This is a genomic window from Ruegeria sp. SAZD013 (genome assembly GCF_059612525.1).
Genome location: NZ_JBXWQT010000020.1, coordinates 767699 through 792996 on the forward strand (window position 1 = coordinate 767699; position 25298 = coordinate 792996).

Sequence of the window (25298 nt, forward strand, 5' to 3'; positions counted from 1 at the left end):
ATTGGGCGATATTTTCGCCACCTCCCACAGCTTACCCTGTTTCGGTGGCTTTGTGTTCCCTTATTCAGCTGGTTACAGCCGAAAAGGTGAACCCAACTTTGATTTGCATCAAATATAAGTTTGCACCCCATCCGACAAGTAAAGTTACGGCCATCGAACGCGTGGAAACGACGCAGGTCCCGCCTCCCTACCCAAAGCTTACACCGCCGGGCCGCAATTCGTGTCAACAACTCTGGACGGCGCCGACAACGCTGCTAGGGTTCGCGGGAACAAAAAACAGGCAGGAGCCCCCCATGTCGCTAGACGCCGTGTTGAACCGGATTGACGAAGATCTGCAAACCTCGATCGACCGCCTGATGGAACTGCTGCGCATCCCGTCGATCTCGACTGACCCCGCATACAAGGCCGAGGTTAGCCGCGCCGCGGACTGGCTGGTCGCCGATCTGAACAGCATCGGGATTGCGGCAGAGAAACGGGAAACACCGGGCCACCCGATGGTTGTTGGCCACGTGGGTGAGGACGCGACTGCGCCGCATTTCCTGTTTTATGGCCACTACGATGTGCAGCCGGTCGATCCGTTGAACCTGTGGAACCGGGATCCATTCGATCCCGCCATTGAGGACACCGAAACCGGACCGGTCATCCGCGGACGCGGAGCGTCAGACGACAAGGGTCAGTTGATGACTTTTGTCGAAGCCTGCCGCGCCTGGAAGGCCGTGCACGGATCCTTGCCGTGCCGTATAACTTTCTTTTTCGAGGGCGAAGAAGAGTCAGGCTCGCCCTCACTGGTTCCCTTCCTCAAGGAAAATGCCGCCGAACTCAAAGCGGATCTGGCGCTGGTCTGCGATACATCCATGGTGTCACGCGGCGTTCCGTCGATTGCGGCGCAGTTGAGGGGCATGCTGAAGGACGAATTTACCATCGTGGGACCGCGCATCGACCTGCATTCCGGCCACTATGGCGGCCCGGGCCTGAACCCGCTGCGCGAACTGTCGAAAATCGTGACCTCTTTTTATGACGACGAAACCGGGCGGGTCGCGGTCGACGGGTTCTACGAAGGTGTGCATGAAGTACCCGAAGACCAGTTGCGCCAATGGCAGAATTGCGGCTTCGACGAAGCGGATTATCTGACTTCGGTCGGCTACACCCAACCGCATGGCGAAAAGGGGTACTCCACCTTGGAGCAACAATGGGCACGACCAACGCTCGAAGTGAACGGGCTGTGGGGTGGTTATAACGGTGCGGGCTCCAAAACCGTTATTCCGTCCAAGGCCCATTGCAAAATCACCTGCCGTCTTGTTGGTGACATGGACCCGGACGCGCTGCGCGCCAAAATCCGCAAACATGTCGAGGATCAGCTATCCCCGGACGCCAAAGTGGTCTGGGATAACGATATGGAAGGGTCTCCCGCTTCGGTCATGAATATCACCCGCCCCGAATTCGAAGCCGCGCGCGGCGCATTGTCGGATGAATGGGACCGCGAGGCAGTGTTCACTGGAATGGGGGGATCAATCCCTGTTGTCGGCTATTTCAACACCGTTCTGGGGCTCGACTCGATGCTGGTTGGCTATGCAAACGAAGATGATGCCATCCATTCGCCGAACGAGAAATATGACGTGAAAAGCTTCCACAAGGGCATCCGGTCATGGGCGCGCATTCTGGATGCTTTGAACAAATAGGTCTTATGCGAGGCTCTGCCTCGCGCTCCGGGATATTTGCAGCCAGATGAATAAAGGATCCCTGCTTCATCTGGCCTAAAATATCCCGAGGGAGGCGCGCGGCACGCGCGGCGGGGGCAGAGCCCCCAACCCTGACGGGGAACTACGCCGATCTTACATATGGATCACGCGACCATAGGCATCCAGCACGCTTTCGTGCATCATCTCTGACAGTGTCGGGTGCGGGAAGACGGTGTTCATCAGGTCTTCTTCCGTTGTCTCCAACTGGCGACCGACCACATATCCCTGAATCAGTTCGGTGACTTCGGCACCGATCATGTGGGCCCCCAGCAACTCGCCTGTTTTCGCATCGAATACGGTTTTGATCAGCCCGTCCGGTTCACCCAAGGCGATGGCCTTGCCATTGCCGATAAAGGGAAAGCGGCCGACTTTGATGTCGTAACCCAGCTCTTTGGCCTTTGCTTCGGTATATCCAACCGAGGCAACCTGAGGCTGGCAATAGGTGCATCCCGCGATGCTTTCGGGTTTGACCGGGTGCGCATGTTGACCCGCGATGAGGTCCGCGACCATGACACCCTCGTGGCTTGCTTTATGTGCAAGCCAGGGCGCGCCTGCGATGTCACCGATCGCATAAAGGCCCTCAACGCCGGTGCGGCAATACTCGTCCGTAACCACATGTGTCCGGTCGATCTTGACGCCCAGAGCTTCCAGACCAAGGTTTTCGATATTGCCAACGATCCCGACAGCCGAGATCACTGTGTCGAACTCTTGTTTCTCGACCTTGCCCTTTACCTCGATATGCGCGGTCACTTTCCCCTTGCCACGGTCCAGCTGCTTGACCATGGCTTTTTCCATGATGGTCATGCCCTGTTTGGTGAACGCCTTCTTGGCCAATGCGCTGATTTCGGCGTCTTCGACCGGCAACACCCGGTCCATCACCTCGACAACTGTGGTGTCTGCGCCCAGCGTATTGTAGAAGCTGGCAAACTCGATGCCGATCGCACCAGACCCGATGACGAGCAGTTTTTTCGGCATCCGCGGCGGTTGCAGTGCGTGCTTGTACGTCCAGACCAGATCGCCGTCAGCTTCAAGGCCCGGCAGTTCCCGCGCCCGTGCCCCGGTTGCGAGAATGATGTTCTTGGCGGTCAGTTCCTCGGTGCCTTTGTCGGTCTTGACGCTGACCTTGCCCTTTGCAGGGATCGTGGCCTGCCCCATTACAACGGCAACCTTGTTCTTCTTCAGCAGATGGCCAATGCCTCCTGACAGCTGCGCGGCCACGCCACGGGATCGTTTGACCACCGCGTCCAGATCATATCCGATCTTTTCGGCTTTCAGACCGAAATCCTTGGCGCGCTCCATCAGATGGAACACTTCGGACGACCGCAACAGCGCCTTGGTCGGAATACAGCCCCAGTTCAGGCAGATCCCCCCCAAATGCTCGCGCTCGACCACTGCGGTTTTCAGGCCCAGCTGGGCTGCGCGGATTGCAGCGACATAGCCGCCGGGGCCAGCCCCGATTACGATCAGATCATAGGATTGTGCAGCCATGTGTTCCTCTCGGCGCAGGAGTTGAAAATTTAGTTTACCATTAAACTATTATTCGGAACGCATCAACACACCGTTCCCGCGACAAATAGGACGCAGGGTAAGCGATGCCTGAACTTGCGGATTTCAGCCTATACCCCGGGCCATGCAATGGCTAGAAAAGAAACGCCGACACCGGTCGGACCTATTCTTTTCTCAACCCATTCAAGGGGCTGACCATGGCCAAAACTCTGAAAGATCTGCTGCTTGCCCTGCTCAATGCCACATTGATACTTGTTGCGCTGTGCCTGTTTCTGGGCTGGAAACTGGCGTCCAAAGCCGAAAACATCACTGCTGAAGTCTCGCAAACGGTTCAGGCCTTGGCCCCCATCCGGGATGAGGCGAAGGGCATTCGGGACGAGCTTGCGGCGTTGCGGACTGATTTGGCGGCGCTTTCACAGCAAGACACGTTTGCAGACAGCCAAGCCGCGCAAAACCTCCGGGCAACGCTGGGGCGCCTGAATGCAGCAGAACAGAAGCTGCAAACGGTTCAGGAGCGGATTTCGGAACTGGCTGACACGCCAGAAATGCTGATTGCGCAGGCGATCCAAACCGGCGCCGATATCGCAGCGGAACGCGTTTTGGCATTGCGGGGATGCACACCTGAGTCATAAAGCGCAGCCGTGACCAAAGAGCGGTTGCGGCTTCGCGTTCAGCCCGTAGCTTGTAGTTCGCGCACGGTCGTGCCGTACCCGCCCATATCGACATAGGCAGTTTCATGCGGAGTCGAGCTGCGGGACAGCGCCGCGTTCCGATACGGGAAACGACCGAACTTGCGGATCACCTCGCGATGCGCTCTGGCGTGCAGCAGGTTGCTTGCGTCGCTGCTCATGTTTTGGCAGATCAGACGCACACAGCGTTCCTGATCGCACAGGTTTTCCGAGTGCATCATCGGCAGGTAAAAGAACTGTCTGGCTGGTTCGTCGATCTTCTTGTCCCAGCCTTTGTCGACTGCGCATTTCGCCGCCGCCAATGCCGCACGATCGGTCGAGAAGGCACGCGCCTCACCTCGGAACATGTTACGCGGGAACTGATCTGTCAGGATGATATAGGCCAGCGCCCCGCTGGGATAAGTCAGCCAGAGCGAAAACCGACCCGCTGCCGCTGCTTCCCAAGTTGACTGAAACCGCGCCCGAATGTCTGCGTCCAGCGCCTCATTTTCAATATACCAGCCCTTAGGGCCAACTTCATCTAACCAAAAACTCAATACTTCTTCAGGCGTTACCATTGCCTCAAACTCCGTCAATTGCCCGCGCCCCAGACGTAACGTCATTTAAGTCCCTTTTACAGAACTGTTACAGTAACATATTGCAACACAACCGACATAATTTCGTGTCTCAAGCGGTTTCGCGCGCACCTTCTTCGAACTCTGCTTCTGCCGCCTCTATGGCAACTTCCTGTGCAACCTCGAATGCAACGGGCGATGCAGTGGGATAAAGCGTCGACATGGTGCCGGTTTCATCAACAGGAACTGCTGCACGCTGGGTCATCCGGTAGACCGAATAGGCGGCCAATGCGACAAGCAACACGGCAATGATCAGGAAAAAGCCCGGCGGGCCAAAGACTGCGTCACCCATCAGCCAGCCTGTGATAACGGGTCCGGTAATTGCCCCAAGGCCGTTGATGAAGATCAGACCACCGGATGCCGCGGCCATATCCTCGTATTCCAGAAAATCGTTGGTGTGCGCAATCAGCAATGAATACAAAGGGTTGGTCATTCCTCCGATCACAAAAGCAGACGCCAGGAGGATTTCGAAGGAAAAGCCATAAAGCATACCACTGACGGCGCCAACTGCTCCGGTTGCCGCGACCAACAGGATCAGGAAACGCCTGTCCATCCGGTCGGAAAACCAGCCCAGCGGGTATTGCAGGACAATTGCCCCAACATAGAACGCCGCCACAAATGCCGAGATCTCAACCAAGGACAGACCGGCCTGGGCCCCGTAAACCGCAGACATCCCGAATTGCGCCGAGAACACGCCGCCTAGCAGGAACATGCCGACACACCCCAGCGGAGAGCTTTTCATCAATTCCCGCAACGTCATCGGCTTGGTAGTATCGAATGCCGGCGTTGGCGAAATTGACAGCAAAATCGGTGCGAAAGATACCGAAACAAGGATCGAGGCGATCACGAATGTTTCGTATCCGGCAGGGTCGCCCAACAGGAAAAGGCCCTGCGCGCCGATGATACCCAACATCTGAACGATCATGTAAAGCGACAGGGCCTGACCGCGGTTTTCATTATTGGCTGCGTTGTTGAGCCAGCTTTCCGCAGTGACGTAAACGCCCGAAAAACAGAACCCGATCACTACGCGTCCCAGAACCCAGGCAATCGGGTCTGCCAGCATCGGATACATGATCATCACGGCAGAAATGAAAGACGCCAGCGCCGCGAAGACCCGCACATGACCAACACGCCGGATCATCTCGGGCGCAAGCCGTGAACCACCCAGAAAACCAACAAAATATGCTGACATTACAAAAGACATCTCAAGGGTCGAAAACCCCTCGAGTTGTCCGCGAACACCCAGGATCGTGCCCTGAAGGCCGTTTCCGACCATCAGCAACCCCATGCCGAGCAACAATGCCCATGCGCTGGACAGAACCTGAATCATTTGGGCCTCCGATAGGTGCCAAGCTGGTTTGAGTTTTGTTCTGCGATCAAAGACCGCTTCCATCGCGCTTGTCTACGACATTCCCTGTCGGTGATGCCGTATGCGCGCCTATCCGGGGATCAAAAGCGACGCATCGCCATAAGAAAAGAACCGGTATTTCTGCGCGATGGCATGGGCGTAAACCTCGCGCATCCGGTCCTGACCCATCAACGCCGAAACCAGCATCAACAACGTGGATTTCGGCAGATGAAAATTTGTCATCAGCGCATCGGTCACGTGAAACCGGAAACCGGGATAGATGAAGATATCGGTGTCACCTTCCCACGGTTCGATCGTGCCCGAACGCGCAGCACTTTCGATCAGGCGCAAGGCGGTGGTGCCCACCGGGATGACACGCCCGCCCGCAGCTTTTGTCGCCTGTATCTCGGCAACAGCCTCGGCGCTGACCTGCCCCCATTCGGCGTGCATCTTGTGGGTTGTCACATCCTCGACCTTGACCGGCAGGAAGGTTCCGGCGCCAACATGCAGGGTCACATGTGTGACGGCGACACCCCGTTTCGACAAAGCCTGCATCAGGGCATCGTCAAAATGCAACGAGGCGGTCGGGGCTGCCACTGCACCGGACCTGCGGGCCCAGATGGTCTGATAATCCGTCTTGTCCTGCTCGTCCGCCGGACGTTTGGCGGCGATATAGGGCGGCAGCGGCATCGCACCGGCCTGATCCAGCGCCTTGTCGAAATCCTGACCACTGAGATTGAAGCGCAAGTAGGCCTGCCCGTCTTCCACCCGATCCAGCGTCGCGCTCAGATCGGCCGAAAACACGATCTCTTCCCCCGGCTTCACTTTCTTCAATGGCTTGATCAGCGCAGACCAGGTGCCATCGGCCTGCGGGTCCAGCAGAGTGGCCTCGACCCCGGCGGAAACCGGGCCTTGCGCGCTGCTTCTGTGGCGCCGCCCGTTCAGGCGCGCCGGGATAACGCGCGTGTCGTTCAGCACCAGCCGGTCGCCCGGCCGCAGGAAATCGGGCAGGTCGAACACGTGGCTGTCCACTGTGGCACCCCCCCGCACCACAAGAAGGCGCGCAGAGGATCGCGGGCTGGCAGGCCGCGTGGCAATCAGGTCGTCGGGCAGGTCGAAATCAAAATCGCTGAGCTTCATGACCGCGCCTTACAACCCCGCAAAAGATTCGGCCATATCCCGTCAGCGGTCACTGGGAGGAGAGCCAAATGTCGGTTTCGGCTCGTCAGGTTCCACCGGCGCAGCATTGGGGCCGTCCGAGACCTTTGGCGCAGGCTGACGCAACAGATCACGCAAAAACAAGGGCGCCAGACCGGACAGAGGGTTCACCGCGACTTTGGGCGAGGATATCGGCCCGGTCAGCGTGTAGTTGAATCCGATGACACCTTCGCCCTTGCGGGTAAACACGCTGCCAACGGCATTGAGAAGGTAAATCGGTGAAATCGCCCCCCGCAGGTTCAGCAGGCTGTTCACGGTGTCGATTGTTCCATCAAACGAAAGCCCCATTGACGGGCCAACAGCGCTGCCACTCAGCACTTTGATGTCGGTGGGCGATATCCTCATGCGGCTGTCAATCGCCGAAAAGAAGATCCCCTGCCCGGCCATCTCGTCCAGCAGACCAACAAGGCTGATCGCGTTCAGGATCGCGGCCATGGCCGGGGCATCGGTGATCCGGGTATTAACGATTTTCAGGATGACGTCGTAACTGCCGGGCTCAGCCACCGGTTCAAGCTTGAGGTCCAGATCACCGCCACGCGCCTGTGTCAGAACCCCGGCCGATCGCAAAACGGCCCCCGCGTCTTTCGACGTCAGGTCAACGGCGCTTCGATTTCCCCGTGGGGTCACTTGACCGGCAACAGCCGCACCGCCGTTCACCCGCGCTGTGAAGGTGCCATTTACGCCGCCGGTTGTCTGGAACGCCCCCCGGAAACCTGTCAGTGCAACAGTTTCGGTAACCTGAAGACGGTCCAGTGCCACGTCCAGTTTCGGCCCCGGGGCACCGCCGCCGCCCGATCCGCCGCTTTCGCCGAAGTTTGCAGACCCCATGTTCAGCACACCGCCAAGGACGCGGATATCCGGGACAGCGGCTCCCCGCCCGATCAGTTCCGCCGGAACCGCAAGCCAGTCCCCCAGATCGAACGAGCTGAACTGGACACGGTCATATTCACCGTTTTCGTGAAAGGAAATGGATGCGTTTGTGCGCAGTCCCGCTGCATTGATCCGCAGGTCGTCCACTTTCAGCTGCGCGCCCAACGTCGCGTCCGCAGTCAGTGATCCTGTGGTGTTTACGTCTTTGCGCCAACCGAGTTCAGGGATGGAAAGCGCCACGCCCTGAAGGTCCGAAACAACAGACAGTTTCGGAGGCGCCCCAGCGCCCAGACCCAGCGTAATATCAGCAACCCCTTTGCCCGTCAGCATCCCCGGCGGCAGGCCAGCCTTGATCTCATCCATCAGACGCGGGGACAGTTCGATCTGGCCGGTGAAGGTGCTGCGCTGTTCGGTTTCGCCGTCAATGGGCTGCTGCCAAAGCGCCTCAAGCGGAACATCGCCGAACTGACCCAGTCCCTGAATCTGGACGCCCGACTGATTGCCGGAAATATCCAGCATCGGGGCACTTATGGAAAATCCCGGCACCAGACGGTCACTGGACAGATTGGCCAGCGTTCCGTTGAAGTGAAATTCGGTATCCTGAAACTTCAGCTCTTTTATCAACGGCAAGGACAGCGTTCCGGTCAATGCAACCGTGCCTTTGGCAACTTCAACGGGCAACCCCGCCTTGCTCAGCAATTCCAGCGGCGGCCGGTCCAGCAGCGACAACGCAGAAGTCACGCTGCCCTTTGCCTGAATACGGGCGATGCCGGGTGCGGATTTCTTGATATCCGTGTCAGGTATGATGAAGGACGTCCCCGCCGCATCCACACTCCCCCCGTCATCGGCGACCACCATCCCCTGCTGCGCGGTGACCGTAAACCGGCTGTCGATCAGACTGGCCTGACCCTGTGCATCTTCGATCGGCGGCAGCGTCTTGGCAAAGCGAACTTTGGCCTGCTCGAACCCAAAATCAAGATACAGATCCGGTTTGGAACCGGGTTCCAGACGCAGGGCAAAATCCATGTCCGACAAAACCCCCCGATAGAGATTTTCCGTCACCCATTCCCGTGGCTTGGGTGCCAGACGCTCCGGCCAGTAGCTCAGAACATTGTCCGAGCTCATCTGATCCAGATGGGCATCCAGCGCCACAGCCCAGCCATCTGCACGTCCGTGCAAAACACCAAAGGCGCGCACGGTGTGGCCCGGATCCTCGATGGTCATCTGGCCAAGGCGCAACTGGAACGGGTTGAACGCCATCTTGAAATCCAGGCTGGCGCGCGACAGCTGAATCGGCTCCGGGAACAGGTTCGCCGGGTTCACATTGATCCCGGACAAGCGCAACTGTGTCTCCAGACTGTCCAGCACACCATCTTCAGCCCCTTGCAGAAACGCCTTTCCATCGGCCTGAACTGTGCCCCAGGCCGACACCACCGACACCTCATTGAAGTCCAGCATCTGGGCGTTCGGGTCATAGGTGAAATATGTACGGGCAGATTCGAACGGGACAGGGCGTGTTTCCGGGTTGGGCTGCACCGCCCCGGCCCCCAGATTGAGGGTTGCGAACACGGTTCCTGTTGCCCCGTTTTCATCGACACTGCCCCGCAAAGCCCCTGAAATCGGTGCGCGCAGAACCTGCAACCAGGCAAGGGCCGGGCTTTGGCCTGCTATATCCTCGGCCGGAAGATCGGTGACCGAGATGCCAAAGCTGGCGGCAGGCGTGCCCAGTACGCTGGTATAGTTGGCCTCGATACTGCTGACATAGTCACGCCCCGACAGAACCGAAAACCCGGTTGCAAGCCGCACTTCGTTATCACTGCGGTTCGCCTGAATATGCCCACCGTCCAGAACCCACGACCGCCCCTGCCGCAGGTCGCGGTAATCCAGCGTAATCGCATCAAGTTCGACCGAGGTCAGCGCCGACAGTATCGGAGATTGAAAGACCTCGTCCGAGGTCTCGATCAGCTGTGCAAGGTCCGGCGCTTCCTGAACCGGCGCGCTGCCCGATCCCACGGTCAGGGTCAGCGCCCCGTCCTGATCGCGGGTCATGGCGATCTGCGCGCCACTCAGAATGATGCGCTTGGGCCGGACCTGACCGCGCAGCAAGGGGCGCATGGCCAGGCTGGCGCGCATATCGGATACCTGCGCAATCTGCTGGCCCGCCGCGTCACTGATGGCAACATCGGTCAGCCGCAGACGGGGTCGCCAGCCTTCGTGAATGATGAAACTGACGTCTCCAAACCGGATTTGCAGCCCGCCCAGCGCCCGTTCCAGCCGGGCTTCGACCCTATCGCGCAGCCAGACCGGCGCGTGCATTCTCTGTCCCACGACCATGAAACCGGTAAACATCGCCAGAAGCACCAGCACGATGGCCCCACGCATAGCCCACAGACCAGCGGTGCGGCGGCGCGACCGACGGCGCACGGGCTTGCCCGGTTTTGCTTCGTCGTCTTCGTGCTGCTTCAATTTGCTATCCACGCCTTCCAACCCGCACGCGTTGCCCTATGATGAAGGGCAGCCTTTAAAAACCTTTAGCGGAGTTTCCAATGCCCGACGTTTCAGACATCGCCCCCGACTTCACTTTGCCGCGCGACGGCGGTGGCGAGGTGACGCTTTCGGCGTTGCGCGGTGGCACCGTGGTTTTGTTCTTCTATCCCCGTGATGATACGCCGGGCTGCACCAAGGAATCCATCGGTTTCTCAGAGCAGCTTCAGGCGTTTACCGAGGCAGGGGCTCACGTTTTCGGCATTTCGCGGGACAGCGTCGCCAAGCATGACAAGTTTGTCGCCAAACACGGGCTGACCACTCCGCTCTTGTCGGACGAAGGCTCGACCGTCTGCGAGGACTATGGCGTATGGGTTGAAAAGAACATGTATGGCCGGAAATCGATGGGGATCGAGCGATCGACCTTTGTCATTGATAGCGAGGGACGCATTGCCAAGGTCTGGCGCAAGGTCAAGGTGCCCGACCATGTGGATGAGGTGCTGGAAGCGGTGAAGGCGCTCTAAGCCCCCCTCGACCTGCCGCGCCATCCGGTCTATCACCCGCGCTGACATGCCAAAGGCGGAGCAACCCGGTGCCCAAAACACTGACACAGATGGCGACAGAGGTTCTGACAACAGCGGACGGGCGGGCCAAAACCGCCCTGTCCAAAGCCCATGCCGCCGCGTGGTTTACCTCCCGCACGGCCGAGGGTGAGCCGATCGAGATCGGCACCGCATCACCGCCCCTATCCCCCGCGCGCCCGGACAAGCCCGAGCTGTTGTCCCCGCGTGAGGTACCCAAACGGAAACCGGGTACCGAAGCCGGGCGCATTGCCCTGCTGCACGCGGTTGCCCATATCGAGCTGAACGCCGTCGATCTGCACTGGGACATCATCGCGCGTTTTGGCCATGTACCCATGCCCATCGGGTTCTACGATGACTGGGTGAAATGCGCCGAAGAGGAATCGCGCCATTTCGAGATGGTTTGCGATTGTCTGGAACAGATGGGCAGCCACTACGGCGCCCTGCCCGCCCATGCTGGCATGTGGCGCGCTGCCGAGGATACTGCCGAAGATCTGATGGGGCGGCTGGCCGTTGTACCCATGGTGCTTGAGGCGCGCGGGCTGGACGTGACGCCCGGCATGATCGAGATATTCCGCAAGGCCAAGGCCGAACAGGCCATCGCCGCGCTCGAAGTGATCTATGCTGAAGAGGTCGGCCACGTCGCTTACGGCTCAAAATGGTTCCACTTCCTGTGTGGCCGGGAAAACGCCGACCCAAAGGATGTGTTTCACGCGCTGGTCCGGCGGTACTTCCACGGTGTTCTCAAGCCCCCCTTCAACGAAGAAAAACGGGCCGAGGCCGGGTTGCCACCCGATTTCTACTGGCCCCTGACCGAAGACCTGCCTGCGCCCGGAGACCTCTCGAACTGACACTTTTGCGTTATTTTCGGCAAAATCTCGCCGATCTTTGCGGGATTTCAGCGCCATTTGCACCTGATTGGTCAACAAACTTGCCCGAACGCCGCTGCCGCTTTATGCAATCGGCCCAAGGGACGGCAGGCACTCACGACCGGTTCCGATCTTGGGGATGAAAGGTGGGACGCGTGCGAACACGTCTGGCAATAAAACTGCACTCACTGCTTGAGAGACATTTCCCGGAACGCCGGGTCTTTCTGAAATCCGACACAGACACAAAATTTATCCGGCTCAGTTCGGAAACTCAGGTCGTCGCAGTGGCCGGCGTTGCCGTCATGGTCGGGTGGACAGCGGTTGCAACAGCCATACTGCTTATGGACAGCATCGGGGCCGGGAATTTCCGGGAACAGGCAAAGCGCGATCAGGCCATCTATCAGGAACGCCTGAACACTTTGTCGGCAGAACGCGATGCCCGTGCGCATGAGGCGCTGGCAGCTCAGGACCGGTTCAATGCCGCGCTGGACCAGATTTCCGCGATGCAGTCGGAACTGCTGGCCTCGGAAAACCGTCGCCGCGAGCTTGAGACAGGTATCGATGTCATTCAGACGACATTGCGCACCACGATGAAACAGCGCGAAGAGGCGCGCTCAGAGCTGGCCCAATTGAAACAGGACACCAGCGGCTCCGATATGTATGCCGCGGTTTCCAGCGCCCCGGTACAGATGGCCTTTATGACCGACGCTTTGGCGCGGACCGCCAAAGAGCGCGACCTGATCGCCACCAACGCCCTGGACGCGCTGGAACAGCGGGACGATCTGGAACTGGAAATCCGTCTGATGCAGGAACGCAGCGACGAGATTTTCCGCCAGCTGGAAGAGGCGATGGTCATTTCGGTCGAACCTCTGGACAAGATGTTCCGAGAGGCCGGAATGCCGACAGATCGCATCATCGAAGAGGTCCGGCGCGGATATAGCGGTATGGGCGGTCCGCTGACCCCTTTATCCCTTAGCACACGCGGCGAAGAAGAAGAGCTTTCGCCCGAAGAAGTGCGCGCGAACACGTTGCTGCGCCAGATGGATCAGCTGAACCTGTACCGAATTGCAGCGGAAAAGGCCCCCTTCGCCAGCCCGGTCAAAAGCGCGTTTCGCTTTACCAGCGGATATGGTCGCCGCCGCGACCCAAAAACCGGCGGTAGCCGGATGCACAACGGCACGGATTTTGCCGCAGCAACGGGCACCGATATCTTTGCGACCGCTGATGGCGTGGTCACGCATGCCGGTTGGCAATCAGGCTTCGGACGCCTTGTGAAAATCAAGCACGCGTTCGGAATTGAGACACTTTATGCTCATAACACCAAGATCAACGTAAAGGTCGGCCAAAGGGTCTCGCGCGGGGATCATATTGCTGATATGGGTAACACCGGACGGTCCACCGGCACGCATCTGCACTACGAGGTGCGCGTGAACGGAAATCCCGTAAACCCAATGACTTACATCAAGGCTGCGAAAAATGTTTTCTAAAAGCAAAATCAACGAGCCCGCACCCAAAGCACCTGAGGCGGCCAAACCTGCCGCTCCGGCGACCCCAGCGGCTCCTGCTCCGGCTGACGCGAAACCTGCAATGGCACCCAAACCCAAGCCGCCGGCCTCGGTTCTGTCCTCGGATCTGCACATCACCGGCAACATCAAGACCAGCGGTGACATTCAGGTGGAAGGCACTGTCGAAGGCGACATCCGCGCCCATTTGCTGACCATTGGTGAATCGGCAACGATCAAGGGCGAAGTCACCGCAGATGACGTTGTGATCAACGGTCGCATCGTTGGCCGCGTACGTGGCCTCAAGGTTCGCCTGACCTCGACCGCCCGTGTCGAAGGCGACATCATCCACAAGACCATCGCCATTGAAAGCGGCGCGCATTTCGAAGGCTCGGTTCAGCGTCAGGACGATCCCCTGAACCCCGGCCGCAGCGCCAAAGCCGGATCGAACCCGGCGGCAGAAGTCAAACAGTAAGCAGACTGCACTTCATGTCAGGGCGCCGTGGGGAAACCCGTGGCGTCATTTCTTTTGAGTGTCCGGATGATCCGGGATTCCCGTTTTCGTCCCTTTCTGATCGCGCTACAGTCGATCCATGTTGCTTTTTCTGACGGTTGTCGCGCTGATCGCTGGCGCTGCGGCCTTTCACTTCTGGTCGAAACGACAAACCCGCCTGACCTTGCTGGCCAAGTCGCTGTCCCAGCACCAGCGCGATATTGTGAACGCTCAGGTGCCGATTATCCAGAAGCTGCCCAAAGACTTGCGCGGGGCGCTGGAAGGAAAGATCAACCTGTTTCTTGATCAGGTCGATTTCGTCGGCTGCGACGGGCTGGACGTCACCGAAGACATGCAGTTGTCGATTGCCGCGCAAGCCTGTCTGCTCGTGGTGAATACGGACCAGTGGTTTGACAACCTGACGACCATTCTGGTTTACCCCGGTGCCTTCAAATCAAAACAGCGCCGCCACAGTGGCTATGTCGTCACCGAACAGGAAATCATCCGCAGCGGGGAAAGCTGGAACCGTGGCCCCGTGATCCTGTCCTGGGCCCACAGCCAGCGCGGTGCCCTGAATGATCACGATGGCCGGAACGTCGTCTTTCACGAGTTCGCGCACCAGCTTGATGACCTCTCGGGCGCAACCAATGGTGTTCCCGTGCTCAGCAATGGCCAAAGCTTTGGCGAGTGGGAAACCGCCTTTCTGAACGGTTACAAGACACATGTTCACGCCGTGGAAAATGGGAAACCCACAGTGATCGATCCCTACGGCGCGGAAGGGCACGAAGAATTCTTTGCCGTTTCGGTCGAGGTGTTCTTTGAACGACCACATGCGCTGAGATCCTCTGACCCGGCAATCTATGAACAGCTGTCAAAGCTTTTTCATCTTGATCCCGCTCAATGGCACAGCGGTCCGTTCTGACCCGATTGAGGAAGCTTCGAAAAAAAATTCCCCGTTCGCAACAATTTAACATAAGCTAATTCTTGAATTACGGTTAACCTCATTATTGGGCGGAGGATTTTCTATGTCATCGAAACTACTTGCCGAGTTCTTCGGCACGTTCTGGTTGGTTCTGGGGGGCTGCGGCAGTGCCGTTCTGGCGGCAGGCGTAGCTGATGTGGGCATCGGTTGGCTTGGTGTTTCCTTTGCCTTTGGCCTTACCGTTTTGACGATGGCTTACACAGTTGGCCCAATCTCGGGCGGGCATTTCAACCCGGCCGTCAGTTTGGGGCTGATGATTGGCGGACGGTTTCCGGCCAAAGACCTTCTGCCCTACTGGGTCGCACAGGTCGTTGGCGCAATCGCTGCCGCAGTGGTTCTGTACCTGATTGTCAGCGGGGCACCCGATTTCGCAGGTGTCGGAGGGTTCGCGTCAAACGGGTATGGTGAGGCCTCGCCGCAGGGATATTCGTTGATGTCGGCTTTGATCATCGAAGTCGTGATGACGGCTTTCTTCATTCTGATCATTCTGGGCGCGACGTCTGAAAAGGCACCCGCCGGGTTCGCTCCGATTGCCATCGGTCTGGCGCTGACCCTGATCCACCTGATCTCAATCCCGGTGACGAATACCTCCGTCAACCCGGCGCGCTCAACCGGCGTTGCCCTGTTTGCCGACGGCCCGGCTCTGGCTCAGCTCTGGCTGTTCTGGGTGGCCCCCCTGATTGGCGGCGCAATCGGCGCTTTGATATGGAAAGCAATGTCCTCGGATGACTGATCCGCGCGGGAAAGGTAGTTATCCCGTTTTCTGAAAAACACGGTATCCTTCCGCCCAACCTGGCTTGGTCACAGCCTTTAATTCAACGGGAGGATACCATGAAGACATTTTCCATAGCACTTTTCCTAAGCTGCGCTGCGACGGCAGGCTGGGCCGAAGACAAATGGCTGAGCATCCCGCAAGCCCCCCAGATGCCCGCCGCCACCGAAGCGGGCACGGCAGAGATCAACGGCATCGACATGTATTACGCCACGTATGGCGATGCGGGCGGCACCCCGGTTCTGATGATCCACGGCGGGCTTGCCCATGCCGATGTCTGGGCTGCGCAGGTTGCCGACCTGTCGCAGGACCACAGGGTGATTGTGGCGGATACGCGCGGGCATGGACGATCCACAAACGATGGCAGCCCTTATTCTTACGCGTTGTTGTCGCAGGATTATCTGGCGCTTCTGGATCATCTGGGGGTCGATCAGGTGCATCTGGTCGGCTGGTCCGATGGGGCAATTATCGGGTATTCAATCTCGACCACCAACCCGGATCGGCTGGCCAGTCACTTTGCCCATGCAGGCAATGTCACGCTGGACGGGATCGATCCTTCGGTGGAAACCAACGAGGTGTTTGGCACTTACGTGGGCATGATGGCCCAAGATTATGCGGCCATGTCCCCCACTCCTGACGGGTTCGAGGCATTTCTTGGTGGGGTTGCCGCCATGTGGGGCACCGAAAAACCCGGTGGGCTCGGGGCGCTGTCATCGATCACCGTCCCGACACTCGTGGTTCAAAGCGCACATGACGAGGCCATTCTGATGGCGCATTCACAAGCAATTGCTGACGCGATCCCCGAAGCCAAATTGCTTGTTCTGGAAGATGTCAGTCACTTCGCATCTTTTCAGGATCCCGTTGACTATACCCGTGCCATCCGTGATTTCATCGACCAATAGGCCAAAGAAAAAGCCCGGCGCTTGAGCCGGGCTAAATCATCTTATTCGGTAACGGTGACTTTTTTCATCATATCCGGTGCACCGATGATCGCACCATTCTGACCTTCGCCCCGCTTGATCGCGTCGACCACATCCATACCGTCGGTCACCTGACCAACCACGGTATACTGGCCGTCCAGAAATGGGCCGGGGGCGAACATGATGAAGAACTGCGAGTTGGCCGAATCCGGATCGCTGGACCGGGCCATGCCGACCACACCCCTGTCAAAACTCACGTCCGAGAACTCGGCCGGCAGGTCCGCGCGATCAGACCCGCCGCGCCCGGCATAACGCATGTCGAAGCCGTCCGCGCCCGAGTTGCCGTATTGCACGTCGCCGGTCTGCGCCATGAAGCCATCGATCACGCGGTGAAACACGACGCCATCGTACTGACCGTCAGCAGCCAGAGCGGTGATCTGTTCCACATGCTGGGGTGCCACATCTTCGAACAGGTCGATCGAGATTGTGCCATTGGCCCCTTCCCCTTCGACCTCAATCTGCAAACCGCTGGCCAGCGCCGGGCTTGCCAGCAAGGCAAAAGCCGCAGCCAGTTTATGCATCTGCGGCCACCTTGACGCTGATCATGCGGTCCGGGCTCGCAGGCGGCTCGCCGCGTACGATGGCGTCCACATGCTCCATCCCGTCGATAACCCGGCCATAGACCGTGTACTGACCATTCAGGAAGTGATTGTCCTTGAAGTTGATGAAGAACTGCGAGTTGGCCGAATCCGGGTTCTGAGAGCGCGCCGCGCCCAGCGTGCCGCGATCATGGGGCAGCTTGGAAAATTCTGCCGGAACATTCGGCAGCGACGAACCGCCGGTGCCCGCCATGCGCAGGTTGAACCCGTCTTCCATATCGCCATGCTGCACGTCGCCGGTTTGCGCCATGAAACCGTCGATCACACGGTGAAACGCCACGTTGTCATATTCACCGCCACGGGCCAGTTCCTTCATCCGCGCACTGTGCAGAGGCGCTACATCTGGCAGCAGCTCGATGACGACATTGCCGCCTTTCAGCTCGATGATGATTGTGTTTTCGGGGTCTTTGATCTCGGCCATGAGGCCCTCCTGTCGTTTATCTTGCGCAAATACCTATGACGCACGCGTGCGAATGCCAAGTGACGCATTGACCTGAGGGCAAAATGCAGGAAAAGAACCGCCTAAATCGGTTGCCAATGACAAGGATCGCACAATGGGCTGGAAAACACTGGACGATATGGACCTGAACGGCAAACGCGTGCTGGTGCGTGTGGATATCAACGTGCCCGTGGTTGACGGTGTTGTGACCGACGCCACCCGTATCCAAAGGATCGTCCCTTCGGTACGCGATATTCTGGCCGCTGGCGGCAAACCGATCCTTCTGGCCCATTTTGGCCGTCCCGGTGGCGAACGGCGTGAAAGCCTGTCACTGAAACAACTGGTCCCGACTTTGGAAAGCGCTTTTGGCGCAAAGGTTCTGTTTGCTGCCGATTGCGTCGGGGCCGAGGCGGAACTGGCCGCCAGTGCCTTGCAACCCGGCCAGGTCCTGTTGCTCGAAAACACGCGCTTTCACGCAGCCGAAACCAAGAATGACGCCGATCTGGCCGCTGGGATGGCCAAGCTGGGCGATGTCTATTGCAACGATGCGTTTTCAGCCGCGCACCGCGCCCACAGCTCGACCGAGGCTATCGCCCGTCTGCTGCCGGCCTGTGCGGGCCGTCTGATGCAGGCCGAGTTGCAGGCGCTGCAAAGCGCGCTGGGAGCACCCAAGCGCCCGGTAACGGCGGTTGTTGGCGGCGCCAAGGTCTCGACCAAGCTGGAACTGCTGGGTAACCTGATCGACAAGGTCGATTATCTGGTGATCGGTGGTGGTATGGCGAACACATTCCTTGTCGCCCAAGGCATCAGCGTTGGCAAATCTCTGGCTGAAACCGCAATGAAGGACACCGCCGCCGAAATTCTGGCCAAGGCCGAAAGCTCGGGCTGCCAGATCGTCTTGCCGCGTGATGTTATGGTGGCTGAAAAATTCGAGGCCAACGCACCCCACAAGGTTCTGCCCGCCGATCAATGCCCTGCGGATGGCATGATCCTGGACGCGGGCCCTGAAAGCGTCGCAGCGATTACCGCGATTTTCGACAAAAGCCAAACCCTGATCTGGAACGGCCCGCTGGGCGCGTTCGAGCTGGAGCCGTTCGACGCGGCCACCAATGCCGCGGCCCTGAAAGCCGCAGCCCTCAGCCGTTCGGGTCAGCTGATTTCGGTCGCGGGTGGCGGTGACACGGTTGCGGCGCTGAACGCGTCGGGTGCGGCCAAGGATTTCACCTATATCTCGACCGCAGGTGGTGCATTCCTTGAATGGATGGAAGGCAAAACCCTGCCCGGTGTCGCTGCGCTGGAACAATAGGCAGCACTGATCGCATTTGGCCGCTTGTCAGGGTTCATGGTATTATCCCCTATTTGAATGGGGGATAATACCATGAGGTCATTATACCTGCTCGTCCTTCTCGCGATGCCGTGGCCTGCAACGGCACAATCCAGCTGCGGTGGCCAGACACAGCTTGACGCAAATTTCTGTGCCAAGGAGCAATGGGAGGCCGTTGACCGCGACCTCAACCGGTTGTGGAAACAAATTAAGCCGGTCGCTGATGCACATGGCAACGGCGATGCCCTTCTGGCGGAACAACGTGCGTGGCTAAAGACACGGGACGCCACTTGCGACAAGGAACTGTCCGGCGGCGGCAGCGCTGCGCCCATGTTCTACTGGACCTGTATGAAAGAGCAGACGCTTGCAAGAAATCAGCAGCTTCAGTCCTGGCGCTGAGCTTTAACCGGGACGCAAACGAAATACTGATGAAAAAACCGAATCAGGGGATTCACAACCCGAATCGCCTGTGACATAGTGCGATCAGAGGCTCGGAAAGAGCCCGTTATTGAGGCAAGTTTTCATACGGCGGTAAACAGAGTGTCCCGTTCCCATCGGCCCGGTTTGGGTGCAGTTCTCTTCTTCTCGGTGGCTTTCATGCTGGGTGTGTATTTCACCTTCGCCGCCGTTCAGGGGGATTACGGCCTGTTTCGGCGGGTCGAAATTGCGGCGGAACGGGACGCTCTGTCACGCAGTCTGGAAAAACTGAATGTCGAAATCGCCGAGATGGAAAACCTGACACGGCGTCTGTCCGACACCTATCTGGATCTGGACCTGCTGGATCAGCAGGCGCGCTCGGTTCTGGGCATGATCCGGTCGGACGAAATTGTGATCCGCTGATCAACGACCCTTTTCAGAAAAGGCAACTCAGGCCCGGCGTTTCGGCCAGGATGCGCCGTGCCGAACGCTGCGTCACATTTCCCCTCGCCAGAAAGCCTCAAATGCTTTATGAGATAGTTTAACGCTAAACTATCTGTCCGAAAGGGGGAGATCGCCACGATGGCTGCGCGAAAAACCACAAAGAAACCAAATGTTTCTGCGGAAGAACTCCAGACATACTACCGCGAGATGCTGCTGATCCGCCGATTCGAGGAAAAGGCCGGTCAGCTTTATGGCATGGGCCTGATCGGCGGGTTCTGCCACCTTTATATCGGACAAGAGGCCGTTGTTGTCGGGCTTGAGGCCGCTGCAGAGGAAGGCGACAAGCGCATCACCTCGTATCGCGACCACGGTCACATGCTGGCCTGTGGCATGGATCCGGGCGGCGTGATGGCCGAACTGACCGGGCGCATCGGTGGCCTGTCCAAGGGCAAGGGCGGCTCGATGCACATGTTCTCGAAAGAAAAGCATTTCTACGGCGGGCATGGTATCGTCGGCGCGCAGGTTCCGCTGGGCGCGGGGCTGGCTTTTGCTGACAAGTACAAGGAAAACGGCCGCGTTACCTTCACCTATTTCGGGGACGGTGCCGCGAACCAGGGTCAGGTGTATGAGACCTTCAACATGGCGGCCATCTGGGGCTTGCCGGTGATTTTCGTGATCGAGAACAACCAATACGCCATGGGCACCGCTCAGTCCCGTTCGACCTCGACCAAGGACATCTTCCATCGCGGCGAAGCGTTCGGCATTCCGGGCGAGATCGTCAACGGCATGGATGTGCTGGCGGTCAAGGAAGCAGGCGAAAAGGCTGTCGCGCACTGCCGCGCGGGCAAAGGCCCCTATATCCTGGAAATCAAGACCTACCGCTATCGCGGCCACTCGATGTCCGACCCGGCCAAGTACCGGACCCGCGAAGAGGTTCAGAAGGTCCGCGAACAAAGCGACCCGATCGAACATGTGCGCGAGTTGCTGCTGACCGGCAAGCACGCGACCGAGGATGACCTGAAAGCGATCGACAAAGAAATCAAGGAGATCGTCAATCAGGCCGCCGAATTCTCGAAAGAAAGCCCCGAGCCTTCGGTCGAAGAGCTCTGGACTGACATTTACGCCTGAGAGGACGAATAAGACATGGCAACCGAAATTCTCATGCCCGCCCTTTCCCCCACGATGGAAGAGGGCACGCTGGCCAAATGGCTGGTCAAGGAAGGCGACACCGTATCCTCGGGCGACATCATGGCCGAGATTGAAACCGACAAGGCAACGATGGAGTTCGAAGCCGTCGATGAAGGCATCGTCGGCAAGATCCTGATCGCCGAGGGCACCGAAGGGGTCAAGGTGAACACCCCCATCGCGGTGCTGGTCGAAGAAGGCGAAGACGCCTCTGCCCTGCCCGCAGCAGCCCCCGCAGCGGCAGCGGCGCCCGAGGCCACCCCCGCAGCAGCCCCGGCCCCGGCTCCTGCCGCAGCAGCCCCCGCGGCTCCAGCGGTGGACCTGTCACCCGACTGGCCCGCGGATGCTGAAATGAAATCCGAAACCGTGCGCGAAGCCTTGCGTGATGCAATGGCCGAGGAAATGCGCGGCAATGAAAACGTCTATCTGATGGGCGAGGAAGTCGCTGAATATCAGGGGGCCTATAAAATCTCGCAAGGTCTGCTGGATGAATTTGGCTCCAAACGCGTGATCGACACCCCGATCACCGAACACGGGTTTGCCGGTATCGCGGTGGGTTCGGCCTTTGGCGGTCTGAAACCGATTGTCGAATTCATGACCTTCAACTTCGCCATGCAGGCGATTGACCAGATCATCAACTCTGCGGCCAAAACGCTCTATATGTCCGGTGGTCAGATGGGTTGCCCCATCGTGTTCCGGGGGCCCAACGGGGCCGCGGCCCGCGTGGCCGCACAGCACAGCCAGGACTATGCCGCGTGGTACATGCAGATCCCCGGTCTGAAGGTCGTCATGCCCTATTCAGCCGCTGATGCCAAAGGTCTGCTGAAATCGGCCATCCGCGATCCCAACCCGGTTGTGTTCCTGGAAAACGAAATCCTCTACGGCCGCTCTTTCGAAGTGCCGCAGGTGGATGACCTGACCATTCCGCTGGGCAAGGCCCGCATCTGGCGCGAGGGCTCGGACGTGACCATCGTCAGCTTTGGCATCGGCATGCAATACGCGCTGGAAGCTGCCGACAAGCTGGCCGAAGACGGCATCAGCGCCGAAGTGATCGACCTGCGCACCATCCGCCCGATGGACACTGGCGCCATCATCAACTCGGTGATGAAGACCAACCGTCTGGTGACAGTGGAAGAAGGCTGGCCGCAGGGGTCCGTCGGCAGCTACATCAGTTCGGTCGTGATGCAGGAGGCGTTTGATTACCTCGACGCACCGGTCATCAACTGCACCGGCAAGGACGTTCCGATGCCCTATGCCGCCAATCTCGAAAAGCTGGCCCTGATCACCACCGATGAGGTGATCGCCGCCGTCAAACAAGTGACCTACCGGTAAGGAGCGACAGACAGATGCCTACAGAAATTCTGATGCCCGCCCTGTCCCCGACGATGGAGGAAGGCACGCTCGCCAAATGGCTGGTCAAGGAAGGCGACACCGTCTCCTCCGGTGACCTGCTGGCCGAGATCGAAACCGACAAGGCCACGATGGAGTTCGAGGCCGTTGACGAAGGCACCATCGGCAAGATCCTGATCCCCGAGGGGACCGAAGGGGTCAAGGTCAACACCGCCATCGCGGTTCTGCTGGAAGATGGCGAAAGCGCCGATGACATTGGCACGGCCCCGGCTGCAGCCACGGCGGCTGCCCCCGCAGCCGTCGCGGGCAACGAGGCTGCCGCGCCAGCGGCACCCGAGGCGGCCGCCCCTGCCCCGGCCGCTCCGGCCAAGGCTGATGGTGGTCGGATTTTTGCCTCGCCTCTGGCCCGCCGGATTGCTGCGCAAAAAGGTCTCGACCTGACGCAGATTGCCGGTTCCGGCCCGCATGGTCGCATCGTCAAGGTTGATGTTGAAGGCGCAACTGCCACCGCTCCGGCAGCAGCTCCTGCCACTGCTCCCGCCGCCGCCGCGCCCGCAGCTGCCCCAGCAGCTCCGTCTGGTCCATCGGCGGATATGGTCGCGCGGATGTACGAAGGCCGCCCGTACGAGGAAATCAAGCTCGACGGTATGCGCAAAACCATTGCCGCACGTCTGGGCGAGGCCAAACAGACCATCCCGCATTTCTACCTGCGCCGCGATATCAAGCTCGATGCGCTGCTAAAATTCCGTGGTCAGTTGAACAAGCAGTTGGAAGGCCGCGGCGTCAAGCTAAGCGTCAATGACTTCATCATCAAGGCTGTCGCCAACGCGTTGCAGCAGGTTCCGGCTTGTAATGCCGTCTGGGCAGGTGACCGGGTGCTGCAACTGAAACCGTCAGACGTGGCAGTTGCCGTCGCAATCGAAGGCGGGTTGTTCACGCCGGTCCTGCAAGATGCTGACATGAAATCCCTGTCAGCCCTTTCGACCGAGATGAAAGACCTTGCCGCCCGCGCACGCGAACGCAAGCTGGCTCCGCATGAATATCAGGGCGGCACCTTTGCCATCTCGAACCTGGGCATGTTCGGCATCGACAATTTCGACGCCATCGTGAACCCTCCCCATGCCGGTATTCTGGCCGTCGGCACCGGCGTCAAGAAACCGGTTGTCGGGGATGATGGCGAGCTGACCGTGGCAACGGTGATGTCTGTCACCATGTCCGTTGATCACCGGGTCATCGACGGCGCGCTGGGGGCCGAGCTGCTCAAGGCCATTGTCGACAATCTGGAAAACCCGATGGTCATGCTGGCGTAAGCCATACCGACCTCGCGAAAAAAAAGGCCGCCTCGAATATCGAGGCGGCCTTTTTTGTTATTTCAAATCAACCTACTGATCTTTGCCCAGCATGTGATCCATCGAGATCGACGGCTGATCGCATCCGGCCTCGCCCACGATCTTGGCCGGGATACCGGCAACGGTCTTGCACGGCGGAACGTCCTGCAACACCACCGAACCGGCGGCGATACGGCTGCAATGGCCGACCTTGATGTTACCCAGAACCTTTGCCCCGGCCCCGATCAGAACACCATCTCCGATTTTGGGATGGCGGTCTTCCTCCTCCTTGCCGGTTCCGCCCAGCGTCACCGAATGCAGCATCGAAACGTTGTCTCCGACCACGGCGGTTTCACCGATGACGATGGAATGGGCGTGGTCGATCATGATCCCCTTGCCGATCCTCGCGGCCGGGTGAATATCGATGCCGAATATCTCCGACGATCGCATCTGGAAGAAATAGGCCAGATCAAAACGCCCCTTGCGCCACAGCCAATGCGCCACGCGATAGGCCTGCATGGCCTGATAACCCTTGAAATACAGGATCGGCTGCAACAACCGATGGCAGGCCGGATCACGCTCATAAACCGCCATCAGATCGGCGCGGGCGGCTTCCAGCAATCCGGGATCGTTTGCATAGGCCTCGTCCACGATCTCACGCAGAACCATCATCGACATTTCGTTCGAACACAGCTTGGCCGCGATCCGATAGGACAGCGCACGCTCAAGGTTGCGGTGATGCAGAATACAGGCGTGTACAAGCCCGCCCATAAGCGGCTCCGTCTCGACGGCTGCTTGGGCCTCGGATGTGATACGGTTCCAGACCGGATCGACCGGTGTCACAGGGCTGCGTTTTTCAAACATAGCTTTTGATCCTTTGCTGCGCCTAGAATGCCATTTAGTGGCAAAAAGGCCAAACGCAAACCCGTGATCCGCGATACAACGAAAATGAATGAGTCCGAGCGCACATATTTTGAAACACGAATTCGCGAGCGTCTGGCCGAACTGGATCAATTGTCCGCATCAGGCCAGCAGGCTCAGGCCGTTGTTGAGCTGGATCAGCAGGCCGTTGGTCGGCTCAGCCGCATGGATGCGCTGCAAAACCAGGCGATGGCAAAGGCGCAACAGGTGAATCGCAATGTTGAAACCCGCCGCCTTCAGGCCGCGCTTATGCGGCTGGACGAGGGGGAGTACGGGTATTGCGAGGATTGTGGCGGCCGTATTCCCGATGGACGATTGTCTCTGGATCTGGCCGCCAGCAAATGTGTCAGCTGCGCGACCGGGTGATCAGAAACTCGGCAAGATGGTGCAAAACCGTCGAAAAACACCGACAATATTGCAAATCGTCAAACCCAGGCTCATCGGCCAGCACCCTGTTGCGCGCAACCGCCATCAACGATCCGTTGCCGTAAACCGGATGCAGCCGACCCGTGCGCGTGCGGTGATTGTCGGCCAGTTCCGCTTCATGGATCATCCGGGCGCATAAGCGGGTCCGCTCGGTCGGCGGCGCCGCCAACAAGGCGCGCGCCGCGGCACTTACATCACCATGCAAAACCGGTCGCATC

Annotated in this window: 25 protein-coding genes; 16 read left to right on the forward strand and 9 right to left on the reverse strand. The window is 59.0% G+C overall.

The annotated features are described in order from the left end of the window. Window positions 1-293: 293 nt before the first annotated feature. Window positions 294-1679: a M20/M25/M40 family metallo-hydrolase gene (locus AC2FLU_RS10020; RefSeq protein ID WP_496811960.1), complete on the forward strand. Its 1386-nt coding sequence runs from the start codon at window positions 294-296 to the stop codon at window positions 1677-1679. A gap of 153 nt (window positions 1680-1832) precedes the next feature. Here the strand turns inward: AC2FLU_RS10020 and lpdA are convergent, their stop codons facing one another. Beyond that, entirely contained in the window at window positions 1833-3227 is a 1395-nt protein-coding gene (gene lpdA / locus AC2FLU_RS10025; protein ID WP_480517424.1) for a dihydrolipoyl dehydrogenase, read from the reverse strand. Between the two features lie 215 nt (window positions 3228-3442). Between lpdA and AC2FLU_RS10030 the strand changes: the two genes are divergently transcribed. After that, on the forward strand, window positions 3443-3877 hold the full coding sequence (locus AC2FLU_RS10030) for a hypothetical protein (RefSeq protein ID WP_480517426.1): 435 nt from the start codon (window positions 3443-3445) through the stop codon (window positions 3875-3877). A gap of 38 nt (window positions 3878-3915) precedes the next feature. On the opposite strand, the gene AC2FLU_RS10035 is transcribed toward AC2FLU_RS10030, so the two are convergent. The 4 genes from AC2FLU_RS10035 to AC2FLU_RS10050 form a co-directional block, all read right to left on the reverse strand. Continuing rightward, window positions 3916-4491 (reverse strand): DUF924 family protein, encoded by a 576-nt coding sequence (locus AC2FLU_RS10035; RefSeq protein WP_480476775.1) that lies wholly within the window; start codon window positions 4489-4491, stop codon window positions 3916-3918. 109 nt (window positions 4492-4600) lie between these two features. Further along, the gene (locus AC2FLU_RS10040) at window positions 4601-5878 is read right to left on the reverse strand and encodes an MFS transporter (RefSeq protein ID WP_480485322.1); all 1278 of its coding nucleotides are present in this window, start codon (window positions 5876-5878) and stop codon (window positions 4601-4603) included. Window positions 5879-5986: 108 nt separating this feature from the next. Continuing rightward, complete coding sequence (gene queA / locus AC2FLU_RS10045; RefSeq protein WP_496714784.1) at window positions 5987-7036, reverse strand: tRNA preQ1(34) S-adenosylmethionine ribosyltransferase-isomerase QueA; 1050 nt, start codon at window positions 7034-7036, stop codon at window positions 5987-5989. A gap of 42 nt (window positions 7037-7078) precedes the next feature. Next, entirely contained in the window at window positions 7079-10450 is a 3372-nt protein-coding gene (locus AC2FLU_RS10050; RefSeq protein ID WP_496811961.1) for a YhdP family protein, read from the reverse strand. Window positions 10451-10530: 80 nt separating this feature from the next. On the opposite strand from AC2FLU_RS10050, the gene AC2FLU_RS10055 reads away from it, so the two are divergent. From AC2FLU_RS10055 to AC2FLU_RS10085, 7 genes are all read left to right on the forward strand, one after another. Continuing rightward, window positions 10531-10992, forward strand: a complete 462-nt coding sequence (locus AC2FLU_RS10055) for a peroxiredoxin (protein WP_480492993.1) — start codon at window positions 10531-10533, stop codon at window positions 10990-10992. Window positions 10993-11081: 89 nt separating this feature from the next. Then, window positions 11082-11900: a ferritin-like domain-containing protein gene (locus AC2FLU_RS10060; protein WP_480517766.1), complete on the forward strand. Its 819-nt coding sequence runs from the start codon at window positions 11082-11084 to the stop codon at window positions 11898-11900. Window positions 11901-12073: 173 nt separating this feature from the next. Then, window positions 12074-13405: a DUF5930 domain-containing protein gene (locus AC2FLU_RS10065; protein ID WP_480517432.1), complete on the forward strand. Its 1332-nt coding sequence runs from the start codon at window positions 12074-12076 to the stop codon at window positions 13403-13405. Then, window positions 13395-13895: a bactofilin family protein gene (locus tag AC2FLU_RS10070; RefSeq protein WP_209596778.1), complete on the forward strand. Its 501-nt coding sequence runs from the start codon at window positions 13395-13397 to the stop codon at window positions 13893-13895. Before AC2FLU_RS10065 ends, AC2FLU_RS10070 begins: the two co-directional genes overlap by 11 nt. 118 nt (window positions 13896-14013) lie before the next feature. Then, entirely contained in the window at window positions 14014-14835 is an 822-nt protein-coding gene (locus tag AC2FLU_RS10075; protein ID WP_496808715.1) for a M90 family metallopeptidase, read from the forward strand. 103 nt (window positions 14836-14938) lie between these two features. Beyond that, window positions 14939-15628, forward strand: coding sequence for an aquaporin Z (gene aqpZ, locus AC2FLU_RS10080; protein ID WP_496808714.1), 690 nt, complete (start codon window positions 14939-14941; stop codon window positions 15626-15628). A 98-nt stretch (window positions 15629-15726) separates the two neighbouring features. Next, window positions 15727-16569, forward strand: a complete 843-nt coding sequence (locus tag AC2FLU_RS10085; RefSeq protein ID WP_496808713.1) for an alpha/beta fold hydrolase — start codon at window positions 15727-15729, stop codon at window positions 16567-16569. A gap of 41 nt (window positions 16570-16610) precedes the next feature. On the opposite strand, the gene AC2FLU_RS10090 is transcribed toward AC2FLU_RS10085, so the two are convergent. Together AC2FLU_RS10090 and AC2FLU_RS10095 are read right to left on the reverse strand one after the other, a co-directional pair. Then, complete coding sequence (locus AC2FLU_RS10090; RefSeq protein ID WP_480504760.1) at window positions 16611-17168, reverse strand: peptidylprolyl isomerase; 558 nt, start codon at window positions 17166-17168, stop codon at window positions 16611-16613. Beyond that, window positions 17161-17667: a peptidylprolyl isomerase gene (locus AC2FLU_RS10095; protein ID WP_209503601.1), complete on the reverse strand. Its 507-nt coding sequence runs from the start codon at window positions 17665-17667 to the stop codon at window positions 17161-17163. Before AC2FLU_RS10095 ends, AC2FLU_RS10090 begins: the two co-directional genes overlap by 8 nt. A 133-nt stretch (window positions 17668-17800) precedes the next feature. On the opposite strand from AC2FLU_RS10095, the gene AC2FLU_RS10100 reads away from it, so the two are divergent. The 6 genes from AC2FLU_RS10100 to AC2FLU_RS10125 all read left to right on the forward strand — a co-directional run bounded on the left by AC2FLU_RS10100 (window position 17801) and on the right by AC2FLU_RS10125 (window position 23715). Beyond that, window positions 17801-18991 (forward strand): phosphoglycerate kinase, encoded by a 1191-nt coding sequence (locus AC2FLU_RS10100; RefSeq protein ID WP_496808712.1) that lies wholly within the window; start codon window positions 17801-17803, stop codon window positions 18989-18991. Between the two features lie 72 nt (window positions 18992-19063). After that, window positions 19064-19408, forward strand: coding sequence for a lysozyme inhibitor LprI family protein (locus AC2FLU_RS10105; protein WP_480492988.1), 345 nt, complete (start codon window positions 19064-19066; stop codon window positions 19406-19408). A gap of 141 nt (window positions 19409-19549) precedes the next feature. Beyond that, entirely contained in the window at window positions 19550-19849 is a 300-nt protein-coding gene (locus AC2FLU_RS10110) for an FtsB family cell division protein (RefSeq protein ID WP_209503595.1), read from the forward strand. Window positions 19850-20008: 159 nt separating this feature from the next. Further along, on the forward strand, window positions 20009-20998 hold the full coding sequence (gene pdhA, locus AC2FLU_RS10115) for a pyruvate dehydrogenase (acetyl-transferring) E1 component subunit alpha (protein ID WP_209503593.1): 990 nt from the start codon (window positions 20009-20011) through the stop codon (window positions 20996-20998). Window positions 20999-21013: 15 nt separating this feature from the next. Further along, window positions 21014-22387 (forward strand): pyruvate dehydrogenase complex E1 component subunit beta, encoded by a 1374-nt coding sequence (locus AC2FLU_RS10120; RefSeq protein WP_496811962.1) that lies wholly within the window; start codon window positions 21014-21016, stop codon window positions 22385-22387. A gap of 14 nt (window positions 22388-22401) precedes the next feature. Beyond that, entirely contained in the window at window positions 22402-23715 is a 1314-nt protein-coding gene (locus AC2FLU_RS10125; RefSeq protein ID WP_480553773.1) for a pyruvate dehydrogenase complex dihydrolipoamide acetyltransferase, read from the forward strand. Between the two features lie 72 nt (window positions 23716-23787). Here AC2FLU_RS10125 and cysE read toward each other — a convergent pair whose 3' ends face one another. Next, window positions 23788-24597, reverse strand: coding sequence for a serine O-acetyltransferase (gene cysE, locus AC2FLU_RS10130; RefSeq protein WP_496714778.1), 810 nt, complete (start codon window positions 24595-24597; stop codon window positions 23788-23790). 84 nt (window positions 24598-24681) lie between these two features. Between cysE and AC2FLU_RS10135 the strand changes: the two genes are divergently transcribed. Continuing rightward, the gene (locus tag AC2FLU_RS10135) at window positions 24682-25020 is read left to right on the forward strand and encodes a TraR/DksA family transcriptional regulator (RefSeq protein ID WP_496714777.1); all 339 of its coding nucleotides are present in this window, start codon (window positions 24682-24684) and stop codon (window positions 25018-25020) included. On the opposite strand, the gene AC2FLU_RS10140 is transcribed toward AC2FLU_RS10135, so the two are convergent. Then, window positions 25001-25297: a DUF7742 family protein gene (locus AC2FLU_RS10140; protein ID WP_480473365.1), complete on the reverse strand. Its 297-nt coding sequence runs from the start codon at window positions 25295-25297 to the stop codon at window positions 25001-25003. The genes AC2FLU_RS10135 and AC2FLU_RS10140 overlap by 20 nt on opposite strands. Between the last annotated feature and the right edge of the window lies 1 nt (window position 25298).